Source organism: Rathayibacter oskolensis, assembly GCF_900177245.1.
Lineage (GTDB): Bacteria > Actinomycetota > Actinomycetes > Actinomycetales > Microbacteriaceae > Rathayibacter > Rathayibacter oskolensis.
In genome coordinates, this window is record NZ_FXBM01000001.1 from 397,747 (window position 1) to 421,459 (window position 23,713).

Sequence of the window (23,713 nt, forward strand, 5' to 3'; positions counted from 1 at the left end):
GGGAACCGGCCGCTGGGAGCAGCCTGTAGCTAAGGCGTTCAAATCAGAGCAGAATGGCACCTGCAACGATCAGGAGGTCGAAGTGGTTGCCCGACGCTCACCGCAACGGACTCGCCAGCTCGTGGAGTTCGGAGCCAACATCGTGCGCTGGCGCGCCGTCAACGACATGAGCGCCTCCCTTCTGGCGGAGCGGGCGGGAGTCACCCGCGAGACGCTGCGACGCCTCGAAGCGGGCGACGGCTCCGCTCGGATCGACTCGGTCTTCGCCGTCCTGGCCGCACTCGGCATCGCCGATACCGTCGTCCAGTCGTCCGATCCCTACCGGAGCGAGACGGCCCGGGTCCGCATCGACGCCATCCTCGGCGCCGGCGGCTCGCTGTGACGGCGCCGCCCGTCGAGGTGCACCTCGACGACGAGCGGCTCGGGCTCGTCCGGGTGGGCGTCCTGCATCCGTCGTTCGCCGGCCGGACCCTCGCCTCGTCCTCGTTCCAGTACGACGAGAGCTACCTCGCGGCGAGGGGAGCGTTCGCCGTGTCGCCCGACCTCCCGCTCGTGACGGGTCGCCTCTGGATGCCCGAGACCCACGCCCTCCCCGGCGCCTTCGAGGACGCATCCCCTGACGAGTGGGGGCAGCGGCTCATCGAGGCGAACCATGCCGCGCGCCGCAAGCGGGACGCATCGGTCCCCGCGCTCCGCGGAGCGTGGGATCAGCTCCTCGGCGTCTCGGACGCCTCTCGGCTCGGCGCGCTCCGATTCCGCGCAACGGAGGCGGAGGAGTGGCTCTCGAGCGACAGCGGAGTGGCGAACATCCACGAGATCGACCGCGTCGTCAGGGTCGCCGCGCGGTACGAGGCCGAGGACGCATCGGAGGACGATCTCGCCTACCTCTCCGACATCGCGACTTCTCCCGGCGGGGCTCGCCCGAAGGCGAACGTGCGGAGAGCCGACGGGCGCCTGGCCCTGGCGAAGCTCCCGCACTCGAAGGACGGAGACCTGGATGTGGAGCGATGGGAGGCGCTCGCGCTCACCCTCGCTGCGCGTGTCGGTATCGCGACTTCGGAGTGGACGCTGCACCGCGCGTCGGGCGAGAAGAGCGTGCTGATCCTCGACAGGTTCGATCGCACTCCGAGAGGAGGCAGGAGAGCGTACCTCTCGGCTGCGTCCGCACTCGGGATCGGGGCGAACGACCTGTCGAAGTACACCTACGAGCAGTTCTCGGACGTCGTGAACGACCTCAGTGCGGATCCACGCGAGGATCTGCGAGAGATGTTCCGCCGCATCGCGCTGACGGTCCTGATCAACAACGTCGACGACCACTGGCGCAATCACGGCTTCCTCCGCACTCCGGCGGGTTGGCGGCTGGCTCCGGCCTTCGACGTCAATCCGAGCACGAGCGTCGGAGCGACCGCGTCGAGGCCCATCAGCGACCGGGACGATCCGCGCGCTCGAGACCTCGCGAACCTGCTCGACGTCGCGGACGCCTTCTCTCTCAAGCGGGAAGAGGGCGTGAGGATCATCCGCACTGTCGCCGATCATGTCCGAACGTGGCCGGAGGTCGCCGAGGGTCTCGGGATTCCCGAACGCCAGCGCAGGCGGATGGCGCGCGCGTTCGACGAGGACAGGATCGCTGCGGCCATCGCCCTCGCCTGAGCGGCGGAACCGCCGAAACATCCCCGCAATACGGCCCGCACTAGAGTCGTGCCATGGGTGACCTCTTCGACGGATACGGGTCCCAGAAGGTCGAGCGGCGCCGCGCAGGCGAGCCACCCTGGGACGAGATGTTCGCCGATGTCGCGGCGGCCGGTGGCCCCGACGGCGTCCGCGACGCGTACCGCGACATCTACAGCTCGCTGGCCAGGATGACCCAGGAGGAGCTGCGCGGGCGCACCGACGCGCTCGCCTCCTCCTACCTCGCGCAGGGCGTGACCTTCGACTTCGCAGGGGAGGAGCGCCCGTTCCCCCTCGACGCGGTGCCGCGCGTGATCGAGCGCGCCGAGTGGAACGAGGTGCAGAGCGGCATCAAGCAGCGCGTCCGCGCTCTCGAGGCGTTCCTCGCCGATGTCTACGGCCCGCAGAACGCGGTCAAGGACGGAGTCATCCCCGCCGGTCTCATCTCGAGCTCGAGCCACTTCCACCGCCAGGCGGCCGGCATCGTCTCGGCCAACGGCGTGCGGATCCAGGTGTCCGGCATCGACCTCATCCGCGACGAGGTCGGCGACTGGCGGGTCCTCGAGGACAACGTCCGCGTGCCCTCGGGCGTCTCCTACGTGATCTCGAACCGCCGCGTGATGGCGCAGACCCTGCCCGAGCTGTTCGTCTCGATGCGCGTGCGGCCCGTCGGCGACTACCCCAACCGGCTCCTGCAGGCCCTGCGCGCATCCGCACCCGAGGGAGTCGACGACCCCACGGTGGTCGTGCTCACCCCCGGGGTCTACAACTCCGCCTACTTCGAGCACACCCTGCTCGCGCGGCTGATGGGCGTCGAGCTCGTCGAGGGCCGCGACCTCTTCTGCACCGGCGGCAAGGTCTTCATGCGGACGACCTCCGGCCCGACCCGGGTCGACGTCATCTACCGCCGCGTGGACGACGAGTTCCTCGACCCGCTGCAGTTCCGCGCCGACTCGATGCTCGGCTCGCCCGGGCTCATGCTCGCCGCCCGGCTCGGCACCGTGACCATCGCGAACGCGGTCGGCAACGGCGTCGCCGACGACAAGCTCGTCTACACCTACATGCCCGACCTCATCCGGTACTACCTCTCCGAGGATCCGGTGATCAAGAACGTCGACACCTGGCGCCTCGAGGATCCGGGCGCACTCGAGGAGGTTCTCGACCGGCTCGACGAACTCGTCGTGAAGCCGGTCGACGGCTCCGGCGGCAAGGGCCTCGTGGTCGGGCCCGACGCGTCGGCGAAGGAGCTCGCAGAGCTGCGCTCGCGCCTCCAGGCCGACCCGCGCGGGTGGATCGCGCAGCCGGTCGTGCAGCTCTCGACCATCCCGACCCTCGTCGACGACGGGATGCGGCCGCGGCACGCCGACCTGCGGCCCTTCGCGGTCAACGACGGGACCGACATCTGGGTGCTCCCCGGCGGCCTCACCCGGGTGGCTCTGCCCGAGGGGCAGCTCGTCGTGAACTCGTCGCAGGGCGGCGGGTCGAAGGACACGTGGGTCGTCGGCCTCGAGGGGCAGCCCGCCACGGAGCCGGACGCGCACGACATCCAGGGCCTCGTCGCCGACCAGGCGGCCGTCACGAGCTCGATCCCGATCGTCTACCCGCTCAACCACACGCCCGACCACTCGCCGCAGGACGCCCCGAACAACGACCAGGACCAGCAGCAGCAGCAGTCGCGCACCGCGGCCGACGCGGAGGAGGAGGCCTGATGCTCTCCCGGATCGCCGAGTCGCTGTTCTGGATCGGCCGCTACATCGAGCGCTCGGACGGCACGGCGCGCATCCTCGACGTCCACCTCCAGCTCCTGCTCGAGGACCCGTGGATCGACGAGGACACCGCGTGCCGCTCGCTGCTGTCGGTGATGGGATCCACCCCTCCGGACGACATGCGCGAGATCACCCGCGCCGATGTCCTGACGATCCTCGCGATCGACCGCACCAACCCCGCCTCGATCGCGTACTCGCTCGGCGCCGCCCGCGAGAACGCCCGGCGCGCGCGCGAGATCGTCTCGACCGAGCTGTGGGAGTGCCTCAACACCACCCGCACGCGCATGCCCCGCCGGGTCACCGGCGACCGGGTGTCGGAGTTCTTCAGCTGGGTGCGCGAGCGCTCGGCGCTCGCCGTGGGCATCATCGAGTCGGCCACCTCGCGCGACGAGGCCTGGCAGTTCTTCACGCTCGGGCGCTCGATCGAGCGCGCCGACATGACGGCCCGCCTGCTGGCGACGCGGTCGCTGACCGAGGCGAGCGGCCCGTCGTGGACGACGATCCTCCGCTCGTGCGGCGCCTACGAGGCCTACCTGCGCACCTACCGCGGCGTGCCGAGCGCGCGCAACGCGGCCGAGTTCCTCCTCCTGGACCGCCTGTTCCCGCGCTCGATCCTCTTCTCGGTCTCCCGGGCCGAGATGTGCATGCGCGACATCGAGCCGCGCACCGGCCGCATCGGTCACAGCGGAGACGCCCAGCGCGTGCTGGGTCAGATCCGCAGCGAGCTCGAGTACCGGCCGATCGCCGAGATCCTCGACGATCTCCCGCGGCACATGGACAGCGTGCAGGAGGCGACCTCGGCGGCGTCCGAGGCGATCCGGCAGCGCTACTTCCCCACGAACGTCATGCCGAGCTGGATCGGGGAGGCGCTGTGAGCAGGCTGCGCATCAAGCACACCACGGGGTTCACCTACCAGGGCGACGTCGTCGCCTCCTACAACGAGGCCCGGATGCTCCCCGCGTCCTCCGACGGGCAGCTCGTGCTGTTCTCGAACCTCGACATCCGCCCCGTCACCTCGGCGCACACCTACACCGACTACTGGGGCACGCGGGTGTCGTCGTTCGACGTCCTCAACGCGCACCAGGAGCTCTCGCTCACGGCGACCTCGCTCGTCGAGGTGCGGCCCAGGGCGCACCCCGAGCACCCCTACGGCTGGGAGCAGCTGGCCGAGCAGGTCGAGACCCTCACCGAGTACGTCGAGCAGTCGAAGCAGACGACCCGCACCGCGCCTCCCGAGGATCTGGTCGCGCTCGCCCGCACGCTCGCCGACGAGGCCGAGGGCCCGTGCGAGGCGGCGCTGACGATCGCCGAGCGCATCGGCCGCGAGATGACCTACCGGCAGGGCGTCACCGGCGTGCACTCGACGGCGACCGAGTCGTGGACCGCGCGCGAGGGCGTCTGCCAGGACATCACGCACATCGTGCTCGGAGCCCTGCGCTCGGTCGGGATCCCGGCGCGCTACGTCTCGGGCTACCTGCACCCCAAGCCCCACGCCGCGATCGGCGAGACGGTCACGGGGGAGTCGCACGCCTGGGTCGAGTGGTTCTGCGGAGGCACGTGGCGCGGCTACGACCCGACGAACCTCATCGACATCGGCGACCGCCACGTGATCGTCGGGCGGGGCCGCGACTACAACGACATCGCGCCGCTGCGCGGGGTGTACGCCGGCCCGCACTCGTCGAAGCTGTTCGTGAAGGTCGAGATCACGCGCGAGGCGTGAGCGCGGGGGTCGCGACGAGCGCCGGCTCGATCGACGGCGTCGTCCTCCTGCGGCGGGTCCTCAGGTACCAGCCGAGGCCGATGGCGGCCGCGACGGCTCCGGAGGAGGCGCCGACGAGCATCGCCCACCGCGGCCCTGCGGCGTTCGCGACCCAGCCGATCAGCGGCGCGCCGATCGGGGTGCCTCCCATGAAGATCGCCATGTAGAGCGCCATCACCCGGCCGCGCATCTCGGGCGTCGTCGAGAGCTGCACGTAGCCGTTGGCCGAGGTCATCAGCGTCTGAGCAGCGATCCCGACGAAGGGCAGGAGGATCGCGAACGCCCAGACGGTCGGCATCACGCCGGCCAGCGCGAGCGCCATCCCGAAGGCGGCGGCCGCTCCGACGATCAGCCGGAGGCGGGGCCGGTCGCGTCGCGCCGACAGCAGGGCACCGGCGACCGAGCCCACCGCGATCGCCGACGAGAGCAGCCCGAACTCGCTCGCGCCCATGTGGAACTCGACCGTCGCCATCGTCGACGCGAAGATCGGGAAGTTGAGCCCGAACGTGCCGATGAGGAACACGATCGCGAGGACCACGAGGATGTCGGGCCGCCTCGAGACGTAGCGGAAGCCCTCGAGCAGGGCGCCGGGGCCGCGGGTCGCCCGGGGTGCCGAGCGCAGCTGGTCGCGGTGCAGGAAGCGCAGCGAGAGCAGCACGGCGAGGAAGCTCGCGGCGTTGAGGAGGAAGACCCAGCCGGAGCCGATCGCGGCGATGAGGACGCCGGCGAGGGCCGGTCCGATCATCCGGGCGGAGTTGAACGAGGCCGAGTTCAGCGACACGGCGTTCGAGAGGTGGTTCTCGTCGACGAGCGCCGAGACGAAGGTCTGGCGCACGGGGGCGTCCACGGCCGCCGCGAAGCCCAGGAGCAGCGCGAAGACGTAGACCATCCACAGCTGCACGACTCCGGTGACCACGATCAGGCCGAGGGCGAGACCGAGGACGCCCATCGCGGCCTGCGTCGCCATCAGGAGCTTGCGGCGGTCGAAGCGGTCGGCGATGAACCCCGAGAACGGGACCATCAGCAGCTGCGGGCCGAACTGCAGGGCCATCGTGACGCCCAGCGCCGTCGCGTCGTGATCGGTCAGATCGTTGATGACGATCCAGTCCTGGGCGGTGCGCTGCATCCAGGTGCCGATGTTCGAGACCATCGCGCCGGCGAACCAGATGCGGTAGTTGGGGATCGCCAGGGAGCGGAACATGGCGCTCATCGGTCGGCCACCTCCCGCAGCAGGGCGGCGGCGTCGCGCAGCAGGGCGCGCTGGTCCGGGGAGAGCTCGCGGAGGCGGGCGACCAGCCACGCGTCGCGGCTGCGGCGGACGTCGAGGACGAGCGCTGTGCCCTCCGCCGTCGGCCGGATGCGCGTGACACGGCCGTCGGAGGGATCGGCGAGGCGCTCGGCCAGGCCGTCGTCGACCAGGCACGCGACGGTGCGGGTCATCGACGGCGGCCGGACGCGCTCGGAGTCGGCCAGCTCGCCGAGGGTCTTCGGACCCTCGCGCTGGAGCAGCGCGAGCACGCCGAACTGCGCATCGCTGAGCTCGTGCTCGGCCTTCTCCTGCCGGAGCCGCCTGCTGAGCCGGCCGACGGCCACGCGGGTCTCGCCGGCGAGCGCGGTCAGCGCGGGGTCGGAAGGGTCGGTCTCGGGGGTCACATAGTTAGCCTAACAAAAGAACCGGGATGAACGGAGGTTCGCTTCCGCTTCATCGCCGAGCGGTCCGCACCGCTCCCACGCTCGCGGCGACGACCAGTCCGATGCCGATCGCCTCGACGACGCTCAGCCGCTGCCCGAGGACCACGAAGCCCGACAGTGCGGCGGCACCGGGCGCGAGCGACATCAGGATCGAGAACGTCGAGGAACGGAGGCGGCGCAGGGCGAGCAGCTCGAGCGCGTAGGGGACGGCGGAGGAGAGCACCGCCACGGCGAGACCGAGCAGGAGCACCGGCGGGAGCACGAGGGAGGCGCCCGCGGTCGCGATCCCGAACGGCAGCGAGACGACGGCGCCGGCCGCGAGAGCCAGCGCCAGGCCGTCCAGGCGCGGGAAGCGCCCGCCCGTGCGTCCCGCGAAGACGATGTAGGTCGCCCAGAGCACCGCCGCACCGAGTGCGAACGCGACCCCCACGGGGTCGAGCGCCGAGAACCCGCCCTGCGAGAGAGTGACGACGCCGGCGAGCGCCAGGCCCGCCCAGACGAGGCTCATCACGCTCCGCCCGGCGATCACCGACAGGACCAGCGGGCCGAGCACCTCGAGCGTCACCGCCGCGCCCTGCGGGATGCGGGCGATCGCCTCGTAGTAGCAGGCGTTCATCCCGCCGAGTGCCAGGCCGTACACCCCGACGGTGGCCCAGTCGGCGCGCGAGTAGCCGCGGATCCGCGGGCGGCACACGAGCAGCAGCACCGCCGCCGAGAAGACGAGGCGCAGCGTCACCGTGCCGATCGGCCCGGCCGCCGGGAACAGCAGCACCGCGAACGAGGCTCCGAGCTGGACGCTGGCGACGGAGCCCAGGACGAGCCCGACGGAGCCCGCGCCGTTCGGAGAGCGCGGCGGCTCCGTCACGGCGCTCAGCTGGAGCGCCGCTGCTTCTGCACGGGCGGCACGTTGTAGCCGAGCAGTCCGATGCCCGTCTCGTCCCAGCGCAGCGTGGTGAGGGACACGTTGTCGACCGCCGGGAAGATGTGGCGGTACGACTCCGGGTTGATGCCGAGGTACGCGCAGAGCAGAAGTCTGATGAGCGTGCCGTGGGCGACGACGAGCACGCGCCCCTCGGGGTGCTCGCGGTGGATCCGGGCGAGCGAGGTGTTGGCCCGCGCCACCGCGTCGAGGCCCGACTCGCCGCCCGGCATCGGCTGGATCGCCGGAGCGGCTACCCACGCCCGGTAGGCGTCGGGGAAGCGCTTCTCCATCTCGTCGTTGGTCAGCCCCTCGCCCTCGCCGAAGTCGACCTCGACCAGCGCGGGGTCGAGCTGCACCTCGAGGTGCGCCGCCCGGGCGGCGGGGACCGCGGTCCGGACCGCACGGACGAGAGTGGAGGAGTAGACCGCCTCGAGCTCGGCGTCGACGGCCCAGGAGGCGAGCGTCGCCGCCTGATCCTGGCCCAGCGCGGTCAGGGGGATGTCGGAGGAGCCCGCGTAGCGGTTCTCGGAGTGCCAGACAGTCTCTCCGTGCCTGGCGAGGATCAGCGTCGTCACCCCCCGAGCCTACCGACCGCCCGCCCGGGGCCCGACGGGGTTGCGGCCGGCCGGGCGTCGCCGCTCAGGCCGCGGGGATCTCGTAGTGCGCGTCGACGAGAACGGGGAGGTGGTCCGAGAGTCCCTGCGGGAGGGTCGAGACGCGCTCGATGCGCACGGCGTCGCTGATGGCGAAGTCGAAGTGCCCGCTGAAGTACTTGTAGCGGGCGTAGGTGGGGGAGTCGCTCCGCGACACGAGATAGCCGTTCCGCGTCATCTTGCGGTCGAGACCGCGGAAGAACCACGGGTAGTTGTAGTCGCCCACCATCAGCGCGGGAGTGTCCGGGGCGTACTCGCGGAGCCGGTTGAGGGCCTCGTCGATCTGCTTCCGGCGGAGGGCGTTGCCGGCCGAGAGCGGGGCCGCGTGGAACGACGAGACGGCGATCGATCCGCCGTCGCGGTCGGTCAGCCGGACGGCGAGCAGCCGCTCGTGAGCGGGGGACATCACGCGGTCGTGCATCGACTTGCTGAGCTCGAAGGCGGCGCTCCCCTCGAGCTCGAAGCGCTCGTGCGAGTAGTAGACGGCGAGGCCGAGCCGGTTGCGGGCGGTCACCGACGCGAGCCTCAGATCGCCGAGCTCCTGGGGGAGCTTCGTCGTGTCGCACTCCTGGAGGCAGAGGACGTCGACGTCGTGACGGGCGGCGAGCGGAGCGATCTCGACGTGCGCCCGGTGCTCGCGGAGGTTGTACGAGATCACGCGGAGCGCGCGTTCATTCGGCTGCATTTCGCCAGTGTAGAGCCGCCGTGGCGGCGATCCGGCGTCGGTCAGGCGAACACGGAGGGACCTCGCCGAGTCGGGTTCGGCGCGTGCGCCGAGCGGCCGGGGAGGTCCCTCTCGAGGTGTCGATCAGCGGGTCGCGGTGCCCGACGCGTCGGTCTCGGCGTCGGTGCCGTGCTCCCCGTCGGTGGGTCCCCAGTCGGGGAGGGGCGGGTTCACCTCGTCGCCGTTGGCGTCGACGCCGGCGGCGCCGTCGGGGGACGTGCCGCCCACCTCGTCGAGGCCCGCGGGGGTCTCGGTCGGCGTCGACGGGTCGCCCGCGCCCGGGGTCTGCTCGGGGTCGATGAGGGTCGGTTCGATGTCGTTGTCGGAGCTGCTCATGGGTTCCACGGTAGGTCGCCCGCTCGGCCCGTGCACCCCCCTTGATTTCCGCTCTGACCCGCCTGTGGGGGGCAAGCTCGTGGCCCTTGGTCGAGGGGGTCGTCCCCCGCGACGATCTGGTCAGCACCTCCCTCCGAACCGTCCGCGTCCGCGCGGGTCCGGTGCATGCCGGAGGCCTTGGCCCCTCGACAGAAAGGCACCACCGTGTCCCACGACTCCACTCCCGCCCCCCTCGACGCCGAGCGCGTCGTCACGCGTCGCTCCGTCGCCGCCGCCGCAGCCTGGACCGTTCCGGTCGTCGCGGTGGCCGTCGCGACGCCCTCGGCCGCCGCCTCGATCATCGACGTCGGAGCCTTCCAGCTCGTCGGCGACTGCGGCACCCTCGGCATCCTCGGCCCCGGCTTCACGCTGACCGCGGGATCGGCGGCCCTGCCCGTCAACACCACCGTCACGGTCATCGGCAGCGGCGTCGCAAACATCGGCGTCTTCAGCGTGACCGGCGGTGCGGCGAGCGTCGCTGTGTTGAGCGGCACCAGCCGTCAGATCACCCTGACCGCCGCACTTCCGGCTGGAGCGACCATCGCCTTCAGGACGACGCTCTCGATCTCGGCGGCGTTCACGCTGAACGCGGTGGCGACCCTGCCGGCCGGCTACATCGGCACCGGCTCCAAGGCCTCGGGCAACGTCAGCTCGACGCTCGTCCTCTGCAGCGACAACTGAGCCGCTGAGAGACCGGGCACGCCGTCGTGACGGCGGCCCGCGCACGACGAAGGCCCTCCCCCGAGAGATCGGAGGGAGGGCCTTCGCCGTGCCGGAGGAGCGGTGCTCAGCGTCCGTAGGCCGAGGCGGCCGGGCAGTCGAACGGGTCGCCGCCGGCCGACAGGCCCACGCGGTTCAGGTAGCGGACGACGATGCCGTACGACTCGAGCAGCGAGGTCTCGGTGTAGGGGATCTGGTGGGTCGCGCAGTACTCCTTCGCGATGACCTGGGCCTGGCGGAGGGCCGGGCGGGGCATGTTCGGGAACAGGTGGTGCTCGACCTGGTAGTTCAGGCCGCCCATGAAGTAGTCGTTGAACCAGTTGCCGCGGATGCTGCGCGAGGTGAGGACCTGGCGGCGGAGGAAGTCGACGCGCGCCTCCTTGGGCAGCAGGGGCATGCCCTTGTGGTTCGGAGCGAACGAGGCGCCCATGTACAGGCCGAACACGCCCATCTGCACGCCGACGAAGGCGAAGGCCATGCCGAGCGGGAGCGCCCAGAAGACGACCGCGAGGTAGAGGCCGACGCGGGCGACGAGCATCGAGATCTCGACCCAGCGCTTGTCGACCTTGCCCCTGCCGAACACGGTGCGGAAGCCGTGCAGGTGCAGGTTGATGCCCTCGAGCAGCAGCAGCGGGAAGAAGGCGTAGCCCTGGCGACGGGTCAGCCAGGCGTAGGCGCCGCGCGAGCGCGCCGCGTCCTCGGGCGTGAACGAGACGACGTCGCGGTCGATGTCGGGGTCTTTGCCGAGGACGTTCGGGTTGGCGTGATGACGGCTGTGCTTCGTCATCCACCACGAGTAGCTGATGCCGACGACGAGATTGGCGAGGGTGCGGCCGGCGACGTCGTTGGCCTTGCCCGACTCGAACACCTGGCGGTGCGAGGCCTCGTGAGCGAGGAACGCGAACTGGGTGAGCACGATGCCGAGCGCTGCAGCGAGCAGCAGCTGGAACCAGGAGTCGCCCAGCAGGACGAAGCCGGTGACGATGCCGCCGAGTGCGAGGGAGAGCACCGCGAACACGGCGTAGTAGAAGCCGGTGCGGCGGCGCAGGAGGCCGGCGTCGCGGACCGTGCTGAGAAGGCCGGAGTACTCGGTCGTCGGGTTGACGCGTCCGTCGCTGCGGGGGCGTGTCCGCACGACGCGCGGCCGGGGGACGGATGTTCCATCGGACAGGATGCTGGGGGTGCTCATAAGCGCCTCGCTCTTCTGGGTGGCCGTCTTGGGGGACGACCGCTCGGTGAGCGATCCCCGGCTGAGCCCGGTCCGCTCCTGGTGCGCCGTGTCCGTCTATGCCGGACGCGGCATGAATCGACCAGTGTCAGGGGTCTCTCTGAAGAGTAGGGGGTGCGCGGGAGCGGCGCACCCGGGCGATTGCCAGTTTCCGGCGCCGGCCCCGATCGAGGGTGGTCCGCCGCGCCGCGACGGTCGTCCAGCGCGGCTCGGCACAACCGCGCGCCTCCGACGGGGGTTGACTTCACGCCCCGCCGGAGGCGCGCGGGCTCGCGGTCAGGAGCCGATCGAGTCCTGCGCCCGGCCCGACTTGAGGGCTGCCAGCCGCGCCTCGACCTCGGTCATCTCGCCGAGGTCCTCGAGCGACTCGAACTGCGCGTCGAGGCTCGACGACGCGAGCTCCTCCGCACCGCGGACGCGAGCCTCCTCGCGGCGGATCTTCTGCTCGAAACGGCTCACCTCGCTGGTCGGGTCCATGATGTCGATGCTCTTGATCGCGTCCTGGACCTGGCTCTGCGCCTCGACGGTCTTCGAACGGGCGATCAGCTCGTCGCGCTTCGACGAGAGCTGCTGCAGCTTCTCGCGCATCTGGTTGAGCCCGGTCTTCAGCTTGTCGACGACCTCGGTCTGCGAGGCGATCGTCGGCTCGGCGTCCTTCGCCTCCCGCTCCGACTGGATCTGGCGCTGCAGGGCGACCTTGGCGAGGGCGTCGAACTTGTCTGCGTCGGCCGAGGTGCCCGACGCGCGCAGTTCATCGGCCTTCCGGCTCGCGGCGAGGGCCTTGCCGCCCCACTCGTCGGCGTTCTGGACGTCCTCGCGGTAGTCGTCCTCGAGCAGCCGCAGGTTGCCGATGGTCTGCGCGATGGCGGCCTCCGCGTCGCGGATGCTGTCGGTGTAGTCGCGCACCATCTGGTCGAGCATCTTCTGCGGATCCTCGGCCTGGTCGAGGAGCGCGTTGATGTTGGCCTTCGTGAGCTGCGCGATGCGGCCGAAGATCGACTGTTTCTGAGCCATGCTGTCTCTCCTTGCGTGGGGTGGCCTTGCGTGGGTGGTCGTGCGGGCTGGGTGGTGAGGTCGTTCGTCCGAGTCGTGGGGGAGGAGGGTCAGAAGCGGCCGCCGCCGCCGCGACGTCCGCCTCCGCCCCGGGAGCCGCCGCCGAAGCCGCCGCCTCCGGAGCGGCGCGAGGAGCCGCCGCCTCCTCCGAAGCCGCCGCTGAAGCCGCCTCCGCCGAATCCGCCGGAACGGTATCCGGAGCGGCGTCCGCCGCCGCCGAGCAGGGAGTCGACGAGGATCCCGCCGAGGAAGGCGCCGGTGGTGTCGCCGCCGAAGGGTCCCTGACCGCCGCTCGGGGCGGCGTAGGAGCTCGCGTCGGCGCGGGCCCGGTCGAGTGCCTGCTGGGCGAGGGACGAGGCGCGCTGCGCCGAGCCGAGGGCCTCGCGCGGATCGCTCTCGGCGATCTGGGCTGCGTACTCCGCGGCGCGCGCGGCCTCCGCGACGCGGGTGCGCGCCTCGGAGCCGACCGCGCCGCGACGGGCGGCGATGAAGTCCTCGGCCGCCGAGACGCGCATGCGGGCCGACGTGAGCTCGGCGGCGACTGCGGCGCGCTCGCGCTGCTGCTGCGCCTGAGCGTCCCGGTAGCCGCCGACGGCGGAGTCGATGGTCGCGTCGGCCGCGGCGAGCCGCTCGAGCAGGCCGAGCGGATCGTTCGGCCGCCCCGAGGCGTCGCGCTCGATCGCATCGAGCGCGGCCTCGGTCGAGGCCACGGCCGTCGAGATGTTCTGCGCGAGAGGCGCCGACGAGGGATCGGCCTCGCCCGCCGCCAGGGTCCGTCCCTGGGCGACGTCGGCCCGGACCTCGGCGACCCTGCCCGCGAGGGTCGCCTCCGCCTCCTGCAGCTCCGTCGCGCGCTTCGCGACCGTGTCGAGGAGCCCGGAGGCCTGCTCCGCCGCCTGCTGCGCCGCTCGGAGGAGGACCGCCGCGCGGCCGGTGTCGCCGGTCGCCAGCGCCTCCTGCGCCGAGCCGGCACCGTCGCGGGCGAAGCGGAGGCGGTCCTCGGCCTGGTCGGCGTCGTCGCCGACGTCGTCGATCGCCGAGGGGGCGTAGCGGGCGGCGAGCTCGGCGAGGATCGCGCGGGTCGGTGCGACGCGCGCGGTCACGGCGTCGACGCGGGTGCTCAGCCGAGCGGCGACCTCGGGGGCGTTCTTCTCGAGCGCGCGCAGCTCCTCGAACGCCTCCGCCTTCTCGTCGAGCACCGTGTCGATGTCGGAGCAGAGCCGGAGGATCCGCTCGTAGCCCTCCCGGCGCTCCTGATCGGTCTCGGGCTCGGCGTCGTCGAGACGCTGCTGGAGCGAGAACGCCTCGCCGAGGAGGCGCGTCGCCTCGACCAGCGCCTCGCGGAACGGCCCGGTCGCGTCGGAGCCGAACTGCGCCTCCGCGAAGCCCACCTCCTGCTCGCTCGTGCGCACGGCGTCGTCGGCGTGGACCAGAGCGGAGCCGGCGCGGGTCGCGAGCTCGTCGAGCGAGGCCTCGACCGCCTCCTCGGCCTTCCGGCGGCGGGAGCGGCGGACGAGGAGCCAGACGACGACTCCGACGACCGCGAGCGCGACGAGGATCCCGAGGGTGAGCAGAAGACCCGAGCCGAGCGTCTCGCCCGCGGACGGGGCGTCGAGGCGCTCGCCGATTCCCTCGGCCGCGGCGACGGCCGCACCCGCCCAGTCGCCGTCGACGAGCCGCGGCTCGATGTCGTCGGTCTGCAGCGCCGAGACCTGCGCGTCGTCGAGCTCGAAGCCCTGGGCGACCGACACCTGGTACTGACGCGCGTCGACCGCGACGGCGAGGAGGACGTCGTCGGTCCCGAGGCCGTTCACCGTCGCGGTCTCATCGGCCCACGCCTCCCGATCGGCCGGGTCGCTGAACTCGTCGACGAAGGCGACGAAGAGCTGCACCTGGTGCTCGTCGTAGAGGGTCGCCGCGGCCGACTCCACCTCGGCGACCTCGTCGGGGCTGAGCGCGCCGACCGAGTCGAGCACGGGGGAGGAGGAGAACGAGACGGGCGGCTCGGCGGATGCCGCTGTCGCGGGGACGAGAGCCAGGCCGATGGCCGCGGTCAGCGCCGACAGCACTGCCCCGAGTCTGCGGCGGCGTCTCGCGGGCCGCTCTCGGAGGGGGGATTCGTCGATCGGCCTCGCCGGCATCGCGCACACTCCTTCGTCGTCGCCTCCCGAGTGTAGACAGCCCGCGCGTCGCAGAACCGGACGCGAGCCCGGCGGATGGGAGAACGCCGGGAACCGGAATGCGCCGCCGCAGCCTCCCGTTGTCGGACCGGGGTGCGAGTCCAGCTCGCGACCCCTCTGTCCTCCGATGAAAGGCGATCCGTGGATCCGTTCTCCCCCCTCACCGCCGGCGCACTCGAGCTGCCGAACCGCCTCGTGATGGCCCCGATGACGCGCCTGCGCGCCGACGAGAAGGGCGTCCCCGGCCCTCTCATCGCCCAGCACTACGCGCAGCGCGCCAGCATCGGGCTCATCATCAGCGAGGGCGTGTTCCCGAGCGCCGAGTCGAAGGGCTACGTCGGGCAGCCCGGCATCGAGACCGACGAGCAGGCGGAGGGCTGGCGCGCGGTCGCCGAGGCCGTGCCGGCGGACGCATCGTCATGCAGCTCATGAACGCCGGTCGCGTCTCGCACACCGGGATCACCGGGACCGAGCGGATCGTCGCTCCCAGCGCGATCGCGATCGACGGCACCGTGCACCTCGCCGACGGCGCGACGGCTCCGTTCCCGGTGCCGCACGCGCTCACCACCGACGAGCTGGCCACGGTGCGCGACGAGTTCGTCGCCGCCGCCCGTCGCGCGATCGACGCGGGCTTCGACGGCGTCGAGGTGCACTCGGCCAACGGCTACCTGCTGCACGATTTCCTCTCGCCGGCGTCGAACGTGCGCACCGACGCCTACGGCGGCAGCCCCACGGCTCGTGCCGCGTTCGGCATCGAGGTGACCCGCGCGGTCGCGGACGAGGTCGGAGCGGGCCGCGTCGGCATCCGCATCTCGCCGAGCCACAACATCCAGGACGTGCTCGAGACCGACGCCGACGATGTGCGCGCCACCTACGGGGCGCTCGTCGACGGCCTGGCGCCGCTCGGCCTGTCCTACCTCAGCGTCCTGCACGCCGAGCCGACCGGCGAGTTCGTGCAGAGCCTCCGCGCCCGCTTCGGGGGCGTGCTGGTCGCCAACAGCGGCTTCGGCTCGCCGACGACCCGCGAGGAGGCGAGCGCACTGATCGCCGACGGTCACGCCGATGCCGTCGCGGTCGGCCGCCCGGTGATGGCGAACCCCGACCTCGTCGAGCGCTGGAAGGGCGGGCACCCCGAGAACGAGCTCGACCAGGCCACGGTCTACGCGAGCGGCCCCGAGGGCTACGTCGACTACGAGAAGCTCTCGGCCTAGAGCCCGGAATGCAGAAGGCCCGCTCCCTCGTGGGGGAGCGGGCCTTCTGCATCGATCGAGGCTCTGCATCGGTCGAGGCTCTGCATCGGTCGAGGTCAGGCCCGACCCTTGAGCTTCTTCTCGATCTCGGCGTCCTCCTCGGGCGTCAGCTTCTGCTCGACGTCCTCCGGTCCGGCCGACTCGCCGACCCGCCCCTCGCCCAGGTTGCGGATCGACTCGATCTCGTCCGTCAGCGCCGGATCCTCGGCGCCGTGATCGCTCACGAGCCGACCTCGACCTCGCCCGCCGAGACGGCCTCCGCGTACTTGCGGAGGTCCGGTCCGGGCTCGAAGTCGATGAACCGGTCCTTCAGGCGGGCGTTGAGCTCGGCGAAGACGTCCTCCCAGGGCTCGCCCTTCTTGCTCTTCGCGAGGTCGAGGACCGCCTCGCGGAGAACCGCGTCGGAGTCGTCGAGGATCTTCGCGCGTGCTTCGTCGTTCCAGCGGATGTCCTGTGCGTCCATGCCTCGACCGTAGGCGGGCGGGTACCGGGGCGCAGGGACTTGCGGAGCCGCGGCGAGGGGCGTAGGCGCCTCCCGCCGCGGTCTCACGCCGCCTCTCTCACGCGAGAGCGGGCAGCACCTCGCGCTCGAACAGCTCGATACCCGAGCGGTCGTAGGCCGCCTCGGGGAAGTAGAAGATGCCGTAGTCCATCCCGCGCGACGCCATGTCGGAGAGGCGCTCGACGATCTGCGCGGGCGTGCCGACCGCCAGCGCGTCGGGCGTGCGGTACTCGGCGACGAACGACGCGGCTCCCTCGGCTCCGAGGTAGGGCGTCACCCGCTCCTCGAGGCGCTGGAGGCCCTTCTCGACGTCGGCGTCGGTCTCGCCGATCACCACGTTGTAGTTGGCGCTGCGGGTGATCGCCGAGTAGTCGGTGCCGAGGCGCTCGCAGTGGGCGCGCAGCACCGCGCTCTTGTGGTCGAACGCCTCCGGCGCACCGGCGAAGTTGGTGTACTGCGCGTACTGCGCCGCGATGCGCAGCGTGACCTTCTCGCCTCCGCCCGCGACCCACAGCGGGATCCCGCCCTCCTGGAGCGGCAGGGGGCGGTTCACGGCACCGTCGACCTGGTAGTACTTCCCGTCCAGCGTCGAGACGCCCTCGGTCCAGGCCTGGCGCATGATCTGGACGCCCTCGTCGAGGCGGCCGAGCCGCTCGGCGATGGGCGGGAACCCGTAGCCGTAGGCGCGCCACTCGTGCTCGTACCAGCCGCCGCCGATGCCCATCTCGACCCGGCCGCCCGAGACGATGTCGACGGTCGTCGCGACCTTGGCGAGGTAGGCCGGGTTGCGGTAGCTCATGCAGGTGCACATCTGGCCGAGGCGCACGCGCGAGGTGGTGGCGCCGAACGCGCTCATCAGCGACCACGCCTCGTGCGTCGCCTCCTGGGTCACCCGGGGGACGGTGTGGAAGTGGTCGTACACCCAGATCGACTCCCAGGCGCCGGCGTCGGCGTGCTGGGCGAGATCGTTCATGGTGCGCCACTGCTGGGCGGGGTCGATGCCGACGAGGTCGTGGCGCCAGCCCTGGGGGATGAAGAGTCCGAATCGCATGCCGCCGACCCTAGGGTGGCGCCGTCAGCGCGTCTACGGGTCGACACCGCTCGCGTACGCTCGTCCCCGATGCTGAGCCTCACCTCCGATCTCGGTCCGCCGATCATCGCGCTGATGATCCTCGCGGCCTTCGCCGCCGGCTGGATCGACGCGGTGGTGGGCGGGGGCGGCCTGCTCCAGCTCCCGGCGCTGCTGCTCGTGCCGGGGATCTCGCCGGTGCAGGCCCTCGCGACGAACAAGCTCGCCTCGATCTTCGGCACGACGACCAGCGCGATCACCTTCTACCGCCGGGCGAGGCCCGACCTGCGGACGGCCCTGCCGATGGCGGCCGTCGCCCTCGGGGGCAGCTACGGAGGCGCGACGCTCGCGGGGCTGCTGCCCGCCTCCGTCTTCAAGCCGATCATCGTCGTGGCGCTCGTCGTCGTCGCCGTGGTCACCCTCGCCCGGCCGGCGATGGGCGCCGCGACGGCGCTGAAGCACGCGGGCCGACGGCATCTCGTGACCGCCGCGGTGCTCGGCCTCGTGATCGGCTTCTACGACGGGCTGATCGGCCCCGGGACCGGGACGTTCCTGATCATCGCGCTGATCACGGCCCTCGGGTACGACTTCCTCCTCGCCAGCGCGAAGGCGAAGATCGTGAACGTGGCGACGAACCTCGGGGCGCTGCTCTACTTCATCCCGGGCGGTCACGTGATCTGGGTGCTCGGCCTGTTCATGGGCCTGGCCAACGTGGCGGGCGCCTACCTCGGCTCGCGGATGGCGGTCGCGAAGGGCAGCCGCTTCATCCGGATCGCGTTCCTCGTGGTCGTCGGCGCGCTGATCCTGAAGCTCGGCACCGACGTCTGGGTCGAGAACATCGCGCCGCTGCTGTAGCCGGGCTCAGCCGAACGGGATCGCGCCGACCAGGACGCCGACCGCGAGCATCACCAGCGAGACGACCACCGCGCGCCACAGCACCTTGCGGTGGTGGTCGCCGAGGTTGACCGCGGCCAGCGACACCAGCAGCAGGATGGCCGGCACGAGCGGGCTCTGCAGGTGCACCGGCTGCCCGGTGATCGAGGCGCGCGCCATCTCGACCGGGTCGATGCCGTAGTTGGCGGCGCTCTCGGACAGCACCGGGAGGATCCCGTAGTAGAAGGCGTCGTTCGACATGAAGAACGTCATCGGGATGCTCAGGATGCCGGTGATCACGGCGAGGAACGGTCCGAGCGCCGGCGGGATGACGTCGACGACCCACTCCGCCATCGCGTCGACCATGCCGGTGCCGTTGAGCACGCCGATCAGCACGCCCGCCGCCAGGACCATAGAGACCACGCCGACGATGCTCGGCGCGTGCTTGACGATCTCGGAGGCCTGATCCTTCAGCTTCGGGAAGTTGATCAGCAGCGCGACCGCCGAGCCGATCATGAAGACGTAGGCGAGCGGGAGGATGTCGGCCACGAGGAGCGTCATCACGGCGAGGGTGAGCACGAGGTTGACCCAGATGAGCTTCGGACGCAGCGTCTCGCGCTCGGGGTCGAGCATCGTGTCGGCCATCGCGGTGTCGGCGTCGTCGGCCTGGACGCGGGCGGCGACGGCGACCTGGGCGCCGCGCAGCGACTCCGGCCCTCTGAGGAACGAGAAGCGCTCGCGGGCGACGGTGCGGATGCCGCCGGTGAAGGCGGCGAGACCGCCGGTGCGCGCCGAGCCCCGACCGGCTCCGACGACCTCGCGCTCGAGCATCGGCTCGGCGAGGGCGAGCGAGCCCAGGCGGCGGCGCTCGCCGAGCCCGAGGAACCACGCGAAGACCAGGGTGACCACCAGGCCCACCGCGAGGGAGGGGAGCATCGGCACGAAGATGTCGCTCGGCGAGACCTGCAGGGCGGCGGCGGCGCGCACGGTCGGTCCGCCCCAGGGGACGATGTTGAGGGTGCCGTTGGCGAGGCCGGCGACGCAGGTCAGCACGACCGGGTTCATCCCGAGGCGGAGGTAGATCGGCAGCATCGCCGCGGTCGTCACGATGAAGGTGGTCGAGCCGTCGCCGTCGAGCGAGACCGCCCCGGCGAGCAGCGCCGTGCCGAGCACGACCTTGGCCGGGTCGTCGCCGAGCGCGCGGACGATGAAGCGGATCAGCGGGTCGAAGAGCCCGACGTCGATCATGATCCCGAAGTACATGATCGCGAACATCAGCAGCGCGGCGGTCGGGGCGAGGCTGCCGATCGCCTCCAGCACCATGTCGCCGATGCCCAGACCTGCGCCGGCGAAGAGCCCGAAGATCGTCGGCACGACGATCAGGGCGACCATCGGCGTCAGCCGCTTGGTCATGATCAGGGCCATGAAGGCCAGGATCATCGTGAAACCGAGTACTACCAACACAGCTGACTCCTTCGTCGTGGTGCGTGCGCCTCCCGGTGGGGCTCTCCGGGTCGTGGACACCCTAGGGAGCGGGCGGGGCCGCCTCCGGGTATCGCTCATTACCGCGCGATCTGCGCATAGTGTGGGTTCTGCGCATTCTGCGCAGACCCTGCGGCGAGGAGGCCGGATGCGCTTCGCGACCCACGTCCTCGTGCTCCAGCTCGCGACCGTCTCGGCCGCGGTGCTGGTCTGCGCAGGGCTCGTGACCGCGCTGAGCGTGCAGCAGCTGCGCGGGGAGGCGGAGGAGACGGCGCTCGCCATCGCGCGGACCGTCGCGACGGACTCCGAGATCCGCTCCGCCGTCGCCGCCTCCTCGGCCGACCCCGGCACCCCCACGCGCCAGGAGCTGCAGGACGGGGTGCTCGAGCGCGCGGCGGAGGCGGTCGAGGAGCGCACGGGCGCGCTCTTCGTCGTGATCACCGACGATCAGGGGATCAGGCTGGCCCACCCCGATCCCGAGCGCCTCGGCGAGGTGGTGTCGACGAGTCCCGAGGAGGCGCTCGCCGGCCGCGAGACGGTCTCGTGGGGCACCGGCACGCTCGGCGAGTCGGCGCGGGCGAAGGTGCCGGTCTACGGGCCGGAGTCGTCGGCGCCCGTCGTCGGCGAGGTCTCCATCGGCTTCGCCCGCTCGAGCGTCTTCACCGATCTGCCGACCGCGCTGCTCGGCGTGCTGGCCGCGGCGCTCGCCGGCCTCGCGCTCGCCGCGATCGCCTCCGTCTTCATCCGCCGCCGGCTGCTGCGGCTCACCCTCGGCCTCGCCCCCGAGGAGCTCACCGCGCTCGTGCAGGACCAGGCGGCCGTGCTCGACGGCGTCGACGAGGGGGTCCTCGCCTTCGACCGCGACGGGCGCGTCGGCGTCTGCAACGCCCGTGCCGCCGCGATCCTCGGCTCGGACGACCCGACCGGGAACGCCCTGCACGGACGCGCGCTCGCGGAGCTCGACCTGCCCGTCCCGCTGGCCGACGCGATCCAGGGCGCACTCCGCTCACCCGAGGCGTTCCGCGCGGCCGGCGCCGAGGGCTTCGTCGTCCACTCCCGCATCGTCTACGTCGACATCAGGAGGGTCACCCGCGGCGACCGCGATCTGGGCATCGTGGTCGTGCTGCGCGACCGCACCGATCTGGCCGCCCTCAGCCGCCGCCTCGACGCCGTGGGCGCCATGACGAACGCGCTGCGCGTCCAGCGGCACGAGTTCGCCAACCGGCTGCACGTGGTCGCGGGTCTGCTGGACGCGGGTCGCACGGAGTCGGCGCGCGACTACCTCGGCGAGGTCCTGACGCGCGGACCGCTGAAGTACCCGGTGCAGCACGCCGACCGCCTGCAGGAGCCCTACCTCCAGGCGCTCGTCGGCGCGAAGGGCATCGAGGCCGCGGAGCGCGGGGTGCTGCTGACGCTCGGCGAGGAGACGCTCGTGCGCGGAGTCGTCGTCGAGCCGGAGGACGTCGCGACCGTCGTCGGCAACCTGGTCGACAACGCGGTGCGCGCCGCGGTGGAGGGTCGGCGCGACGTGCGGTTCGTCGAGGTCGAGCTGCTCGACGACGGCGGCACGCTCTTCATCACGGTCGCCGACTCCGGAGACGGCGTCGCGGACCCGGAGTCGCTCTTCTCGCGCGGACCGAGAGGAGACGACGTCGACGACGACAGCGTGCACGGCCGCGGTTTCGGCCTGCCGCTCTGCCGCGAGGTCGCCGCTCGGCGGGGCGGATCGGTCTGGCTGGCGGATGCGGGCGGAGCCTCCGGGGGAGCGGTGCTCTGCGCGCGCCTGCCCGGCGTCGTGCGGCCGCCGACGGAGGAGGAGTGATGGCGACCGAGGACCGGACCGTGCTGGTGGTCGACGACGACTTCCGAGTGGCGCAGCTGCACGCCGATCTCGTCGACGCACGGCAGGGACTGCGCGCTCTGCCCCCCGTGCACACCGCCAGGGCCGCTCGCGCCGCGGTGCTCGAGCACGCCCCGGACCTGCTGCTGCTCGACGTGCACCTGCCCGACCAGAGCGGGATCGCCCTGCTGCGCGAGCTCGACACGGACGCCTTCGTGGTGAGCGCCGCCTCCGACGGGGCCACCGTGCGCCGGGCGCTGCACGCCGGCGCCCTCGGCTACCTCATCAAGCCGTTCGACGCGCGCCTGCTCGGCGAGCGGCTCGACGCCTACGTGCGGTTCCGAAACGTGCTGCGGGAGGACGGGGTCGCCGATCAGGAGGCGGTCGAGCGCGCGCTGCGCATCCTGCACTCGGGCGATGCCGCGGCCGCCCAGCCCTCACGCTCGGCGACCGAGCAGCTGGTGCTCGCGCGGTTGAGCGAGGCGGGCGCCGAGCTCTCGGCGCTCGAGGTCGCGGAGCGGGCCGGCATCTCGCGGGCGACCGCGCAGCGCTACCTCTCCGGCCTCGCCGGCCGCGGCCTCGTCGAGATGACCCTCAGCTACGGGACGACGGGGCGGCCCGAGCACCGGTACCGGGCGGAGTGACCCGGTCGGCACGAAGGCCCCGGATCACGTCCGCGTGCATTCAGCGTGTCCCACGAGGCGGACCGTCGATTCGCGTGTCAGCGAATCGGCGTAGCCGGGCGCTCCCCGCTCCCTGGAGCGCGACCACCTCATCATGTCGACCGCGGTGCGCCGCCGCGCGGCGCACAAGACGACTCAGTGCGTGGCGTCCACGTCGGCGTCGGTCTCGGCGGCGAGGCGGCGGCGCTCCGAGGCCTCGGCCGCCATGCGGCGGCCCTTCGGGCTGACGAGGGAGGCGATCACCGTGATGACCAGGACGCCGATGATGACCGTGAGCGAGAGCCCGGTCCCGATCTCGAAGACCTCGACGTGCTCGCCGTTGTTGATGAAGGGCAGGTTGTTCTCGTGGAGCGCGTGCAGGATCAGCTTCACGCCGATGAACGCGAGGATCGCCGCGAGGCCGTAGCTGAGGTACACGAGGCGGTCGAGCAGGCCGTCGATGAGGAAGTAGAGCTGGCGGAGGCCCAGCAGCGAGAACGCGGTCGCCGTGAAGACGAGGTAGACGTCATTGGTGAGACCGAAGATCGCGGGGACGCTGTCGAGGGCGAACAGGATGTCGGTGCCGCCGATCGCGGCCATGACCAGGATCATCGGCGTGAGGACGCGCTTGCCGTCGATGTGCGTGTAGAACTTGTCGCCGTCGTACTTGTCGCTCGTCTTGAACAGGCGCTTCGCGAGGCGGACCATCACGTTGTCGCCGGCGTGCTCGTCGCCGGGCTTCACCAGGTTGAAGGCGGTCAGGAGCAGGATCAGGCCGAACAGGTAGAAGATCCACGCGAACGAGTTGATGAGCGCGGCGCCGAGGAAGATGAAGCCGGTGCGGGCGATCAGCGCGAACACGATGCCGAACAGCAGCACCTTCTGCTGGTCGGCGCGCGGCACCTTGAAGCTGGCCATGATGATCAGGAAGACGAACAGGTTGTCGACCGAGAGCGCTTTCTCGGTGATGTACCCGGCGAAGTACTCGGAACCGGGCGTCGGGCCCCCGAACCAGAGGACGCCGACTCCGAAGAGCACCGCGATACCCACGTAGAGCGCCGACCACTTCGCCGACTCCGCGAGCGTCGGCTCGTGCGCCTTGCGGACGTGGAAGAAGAAGTCGAAGAGCAGGAGCAGGACGATGAAGGCGATCGTCAGTGTCCAGATCAGGGGCGACACGGTCATGGGGGGTGGCCTCGCTCGAGAAAGGGGTCGGGACGGTCGCGGCGGGTCCGCACGTCGCTTGAACGCTAACGATCCCTGTGGGCGCGCACGGCGTCCGGGGGTCGATCGTG

The 23,713-nt window shown here is 71.6% G+C and carries 23 protein-coding genes and 1 pseudogene; 10 read left to right on the top strand and 14 right to left on the bottom strand.

The annotated features are described in order from the left end of the window. The first annotated feature begins 121 nt into the window (after window positions 1-121). From B9Y99_RS01965 to B9Y99_RS01985, 5 genes are read left to right on the top strand one after another with little or no spacing between them, the layout of a single operon-like run. Window positions 122-382 (top strand): helix-turn-helix domain-containing protein, encoded by a 261-nt coding sequence (locus B9Y99_RS01965; RefSeq protein ID WP_244274743.1) that lies wholly within the window; start codon window positions 122-124, stop codon window positions 380-382. After that, window positions 379-1,650, top strand: a complete 1,272-nt coding sequence (locus B9Y99_RS01970) for a type II toxin-antitoxin system HipA family toxin (RefSeq protein WP_085474925.1) — start codon at window positions 379-381, stop codon at window positions 1,648-1,650. The genes B9Y99_RS01965 and B9Y99_RS01970 overlap by 4 nt, the downstream gene beginning before the upstream one ends. A gap of 53 nt (window positions 1,651-1,703) precedes the next feature. After that, entirely contained in the window at window positions 1,704-3,377 is a 1,674-nt protein-coding gene (locus B9Y99_RS01975; protein WP_085474926.1) for a circularly permuted type 2 ATP-grasp protein, read from the top strand. Further along, window positions 3,377-4,309 (top strand): alpha-E domain-containing protein, encoded by a 933-nt coding sequence (locus B9Y99_RS01980; RefSeq protein WP_085474927.1) that lies wholly within the window; start codon window positions 3,377-3,379, stop codon window positions 4,307-4,309. The genes B9Y99_RS01975 and B9Y99_RS01980 overlap by 1 nt, the downstream gene beginning before the upstream one ends. Beyond that, complete coding sequence (locus B9Y99_RS01985) at window positions 4,306-5,154, top strand: transglutaminase family protein (protein WP_085474928.1); 849 nt, start codon at window positions 4,306-4,308, stop codon at window positions 5,152-5,154. The genes B9Y99_RS01980 and B9Y99_RS01985 overlap by 4 nt, the downstream gene beginning before the upstream one ends. Here the strand turns inward: B9Y99_RS01985 and B9Y99_RS01990 are convergent. The 6 genes from B9Y99_RS01990 to B9Y99_RS02015 form a co-directional block, all read right to left on the bottom strand. After that, the gene (locus B9Y99_RS01990; RefSeq protein WP_085474929.1) at window positions 5,138-6,403 is read right to left on the bottom strand and encodes an MFS transporter; all 1,266 of its coding nucleotides are present in this window, start codon (window positions 6,401-6,403) and stop codon (window positions 5,138-5,140) included. The two genes, B9Y99_RS01985 and B9Y99_RS01990, sit on opposite strands and share 17 nt — an antisense overlap. Then, entirely contained in the window at window positions 6,400-6,846 is a 447-nt protein-coding gene (locus B9Y99_RS01995; protein WP_244274744.1) for a MarR family winged helix-turn-helix transcriptional regulator, read from the bottom strand. The genes B9Y99_RS01990 and B9Y99_RS01995 overlap by 4 nt, the downstream gene beginning before the upstream one ends. A gap of 49 nt (window positions 6,847-6,895) precedes the next feature. Further along, window positions 6,896-7,750, bottom strand: a complete 855-nt coding sequence (locus B9Y99_RS02000) for an EamA family transporter (protein WP_208856874.1) — start codon at window positions 7,748-7,750, stop codon at window positions 6,896-6,898. Window positions 7,751-7,755: 5 nt separating this feature from the next. Continuing rightward, complete coding sequence (locus B9Y99_RS02005) at window positions 7,756-8,382, bottom strand: histidine phosphatase family protein (RefSeq protein WP_085474930.1); 627 nt, start codon at window positions 8,380-8,382, stop codon at window positions 7,756-7,758. A gap of 64 nt (window positions 8,383-8,446) precedes the next feature. Beyond that, window positions 8,447-9,145, bottom strand: coding sequence for an endonuclease/exonuclease/phosphatase family protein (locus B9Y99_RS02010; RefSeq protein WP_085474931.1), 699 nt, complete (start codon window positions 9,143-9,145; stop codon window positions 8,447-8,449). 123 nt (window positions 9,146-9,268) lie between these two features. Then, window positions 9,269-9,520 (bottom strand): hypothetical protein, encoded by a 252-nt coding sequence (locus B9Y99_RS02015; RefSeq protein ID WP_085474932.1) that lies wholly within the window; start codon window positions 9,518-9,520, stop codon window positions 9,269-9,271. Window positions 9,521-9,724: 204 nt separating this feature from the next. Between B9Y99_RS02015 and B9Y99_RS02020 the strand changes: the two genes are divergently transcribed. Further along, window positions 9,725-10,240 (top strand): hypothetical protein, encoded by a 516-nt coding sequence (locus B9Y99_RS02020; RefSeq protein ID WP_165759510.1) that lies wholly within the window; start codon window positions 9,725-9,727, stop codon window positions 10,238-10,240. Window positions 10,241-10,346: 106 nt separating this feature from the next. On the opposite strand, the gene B9Y99_RS02025 is transcribed toward B9Y99_RS02020, so the two are convergent. From B9Y99_RS02025 to B9Y99_RS19340, 3 genes are all read right to left on the bottom strand, one after another. After that, window positions 10,347-11,468 (bottom strand): fatty acid desaturase family protein, encoded by a 1,122-nt coding sequence (locus B9Y99_RS02025; RefSeq protein WP_085474933.1) that lies wholly within the window; start codon window positions 11,466-11,468, stop codon window positions 10,347-10,349. A gap of 315 nt (window positions 11,469-11,783) precedes the next feature. Next, a complete protein-coding gene (locus B9Y99_RS02030; RefSeq protein WP_085474934.1) occupies window positions 11,784-12,521 on the bottom strand; it encodes a PspA/IM30 family protein in 738 nt (245 codons plus the stop codon). A gap of 89 nt (window positions 12,522-12,610) precedes the next feature. Beyond that, on the bottom strand, window positions 12,611-14,629 hold the full coding sequence (locus tag B9Y99_RS19340) for a TPM domain-containing protein (protein WP_165759511.1): 2,019 nt from the start codon (window positions 14,627-14,629) through the stop codon (window positions 12,611-12,613). A gap of 309 nt (window positions 14,630-14,938) precedes the next feature. On the opposite strand from B9Y99_RS19340, the pseudogene B9Y99_RS02040 reads away from it, so the two are divergent. Beyond that, window positions 14,939-15,951, top strand: a pseudogene (locus B9Y99_RS02040) (alkene reductase). Between the two features lie 95 nt (window positions 15,952-16,046). On the opposite strand, the gene B9Y99_RS18680 reads toward B9Y99_RS02040, so the two are convergent. The 3 genes from B9Y99_RS18680 to B9Y99_RS02050 all read right to left on the bottom strand — a co-directional run bounded on the left by B9Y99_RS18680 (window position 16,047) and on the right by B9Y99_RS02050 (window position 17,543). Further along, window positions 16,047-16,214, bottom strand: a complete 168-nt coding sequence (locus tag B9Y99_RS18680; RefSeq protein ID WP_165759512.1) for a hypothetical protein — start codon at window positions 16,212-16,214, stop codon at window positions 16,047-16,049. Then, window positions 16,211-16,453, bottom strand: coding sequence for a hypothetical protein (locus B9Y99_RS02045; protein WP_085474936.1), 243 nt, complete (start codon window positions 16,451-16,453; stop codon window positions 16,211-16,213). Before B9Y99_RS02045 ends, B9Y99_RS18680 begins: the two co-directional genes overlap by 4 nt. A gap of 97 nt (window positions 16,454-16,550) precedes the next feature. Beyond that, the gene (locus B9Y99_RS02050) at window positions 16,551-17,543 is read right to left on the bottom strand and encodes an LLM class F420-dependent oxidoreductase (RefSeq protein ID WP_085474937.1); all 993 of its coding nucleotides are present in this window, start codon (window positions 17,541-17,543) and stop codon (window positions 16,551-16,553) included. Window positions 17,544-17,612: 69 nt separating this feature from the next. Between B9Y99_RS02050 and B9Y99_RS02055 the strand changes: the two genes are divergently transcribed. After that, window positions 17,613-18,416 (top strand): TSUP family transporter, encoded by an 804-nt coding sequence (locus B9Y99_RS02055; protein ID WP_085474938.1) that lies wholly within the window; start codon window positions 17,613-17,615, stop codon window positions 18,414-18,416. A 6-nt stretch (window positions 18,417-18,422) separates the two neighbouring features. On the opposite strand, the gene B9Y99_RS02060 is transcribed toward B9Y99_RS02055, so the two are convergent. Next, window positions 18,423-19,874, bottom strand: a complete 1,452-nt coding sequence (locus B9Y99_RS02060; protein WP_244274819.1) for a CitMHS family transporter — start codon at window positions 19,872-19,874, stop codon at window positions 18,423-18,425. A 190-nt stretch (window positions 19,875-20,064) separates the two neighbouring features. Between B9Y99_RS02060 and B9Y99_RS02065 the strand changes: the two genes are divergently transcribed. Both B9Y99_RS02065 and B9Y99_RS02070 read left to right on the top strand, forming a co-directional pair. Beyond that, complete coding sequence (locus B9Y99_RS02065) at window positions 20,065-21,738, top strand: sensor histidine kinase (protein ID WP_085474940.1); 1,674 nt, start codon at window positions 20,065-20,067, stop codon at window positions 21,736-21,738. Continuing rightward, complete coding sequence (locus B9Y99_RS02070; protein ID WP_085474941.1) at window positions 21,738-22,400, top strand: response regulator; 663 nt, start codon at window positions 21,738-21,740, stop codon at window positions 22,398-22,400. Before B9Y99_RS02065 ends, B9Y99_RS02070 begins: the two co-directional genes overlap by 1 nt. Window positions 22,401-22,574: 174 nt before the next feature. Here the strand turns inward: B9Y99_RS02070 and B9Y99_RS02075 are convergent, their stop codons facing one another. After that, on the bottom strand, window positions 22,575-23,603 hold the full coding sequence (locus B9Y99_RS02075) for a TerC family protein (RefSeq protein ID WP_085474942.1): 1,029 nt from the start codon (window positions 23,601-23,603) through the stop codon (window positions 22,575-22,577). Between the last annotated feature and the right edge of the window lie 110 nt (window positions 23,604-23,713).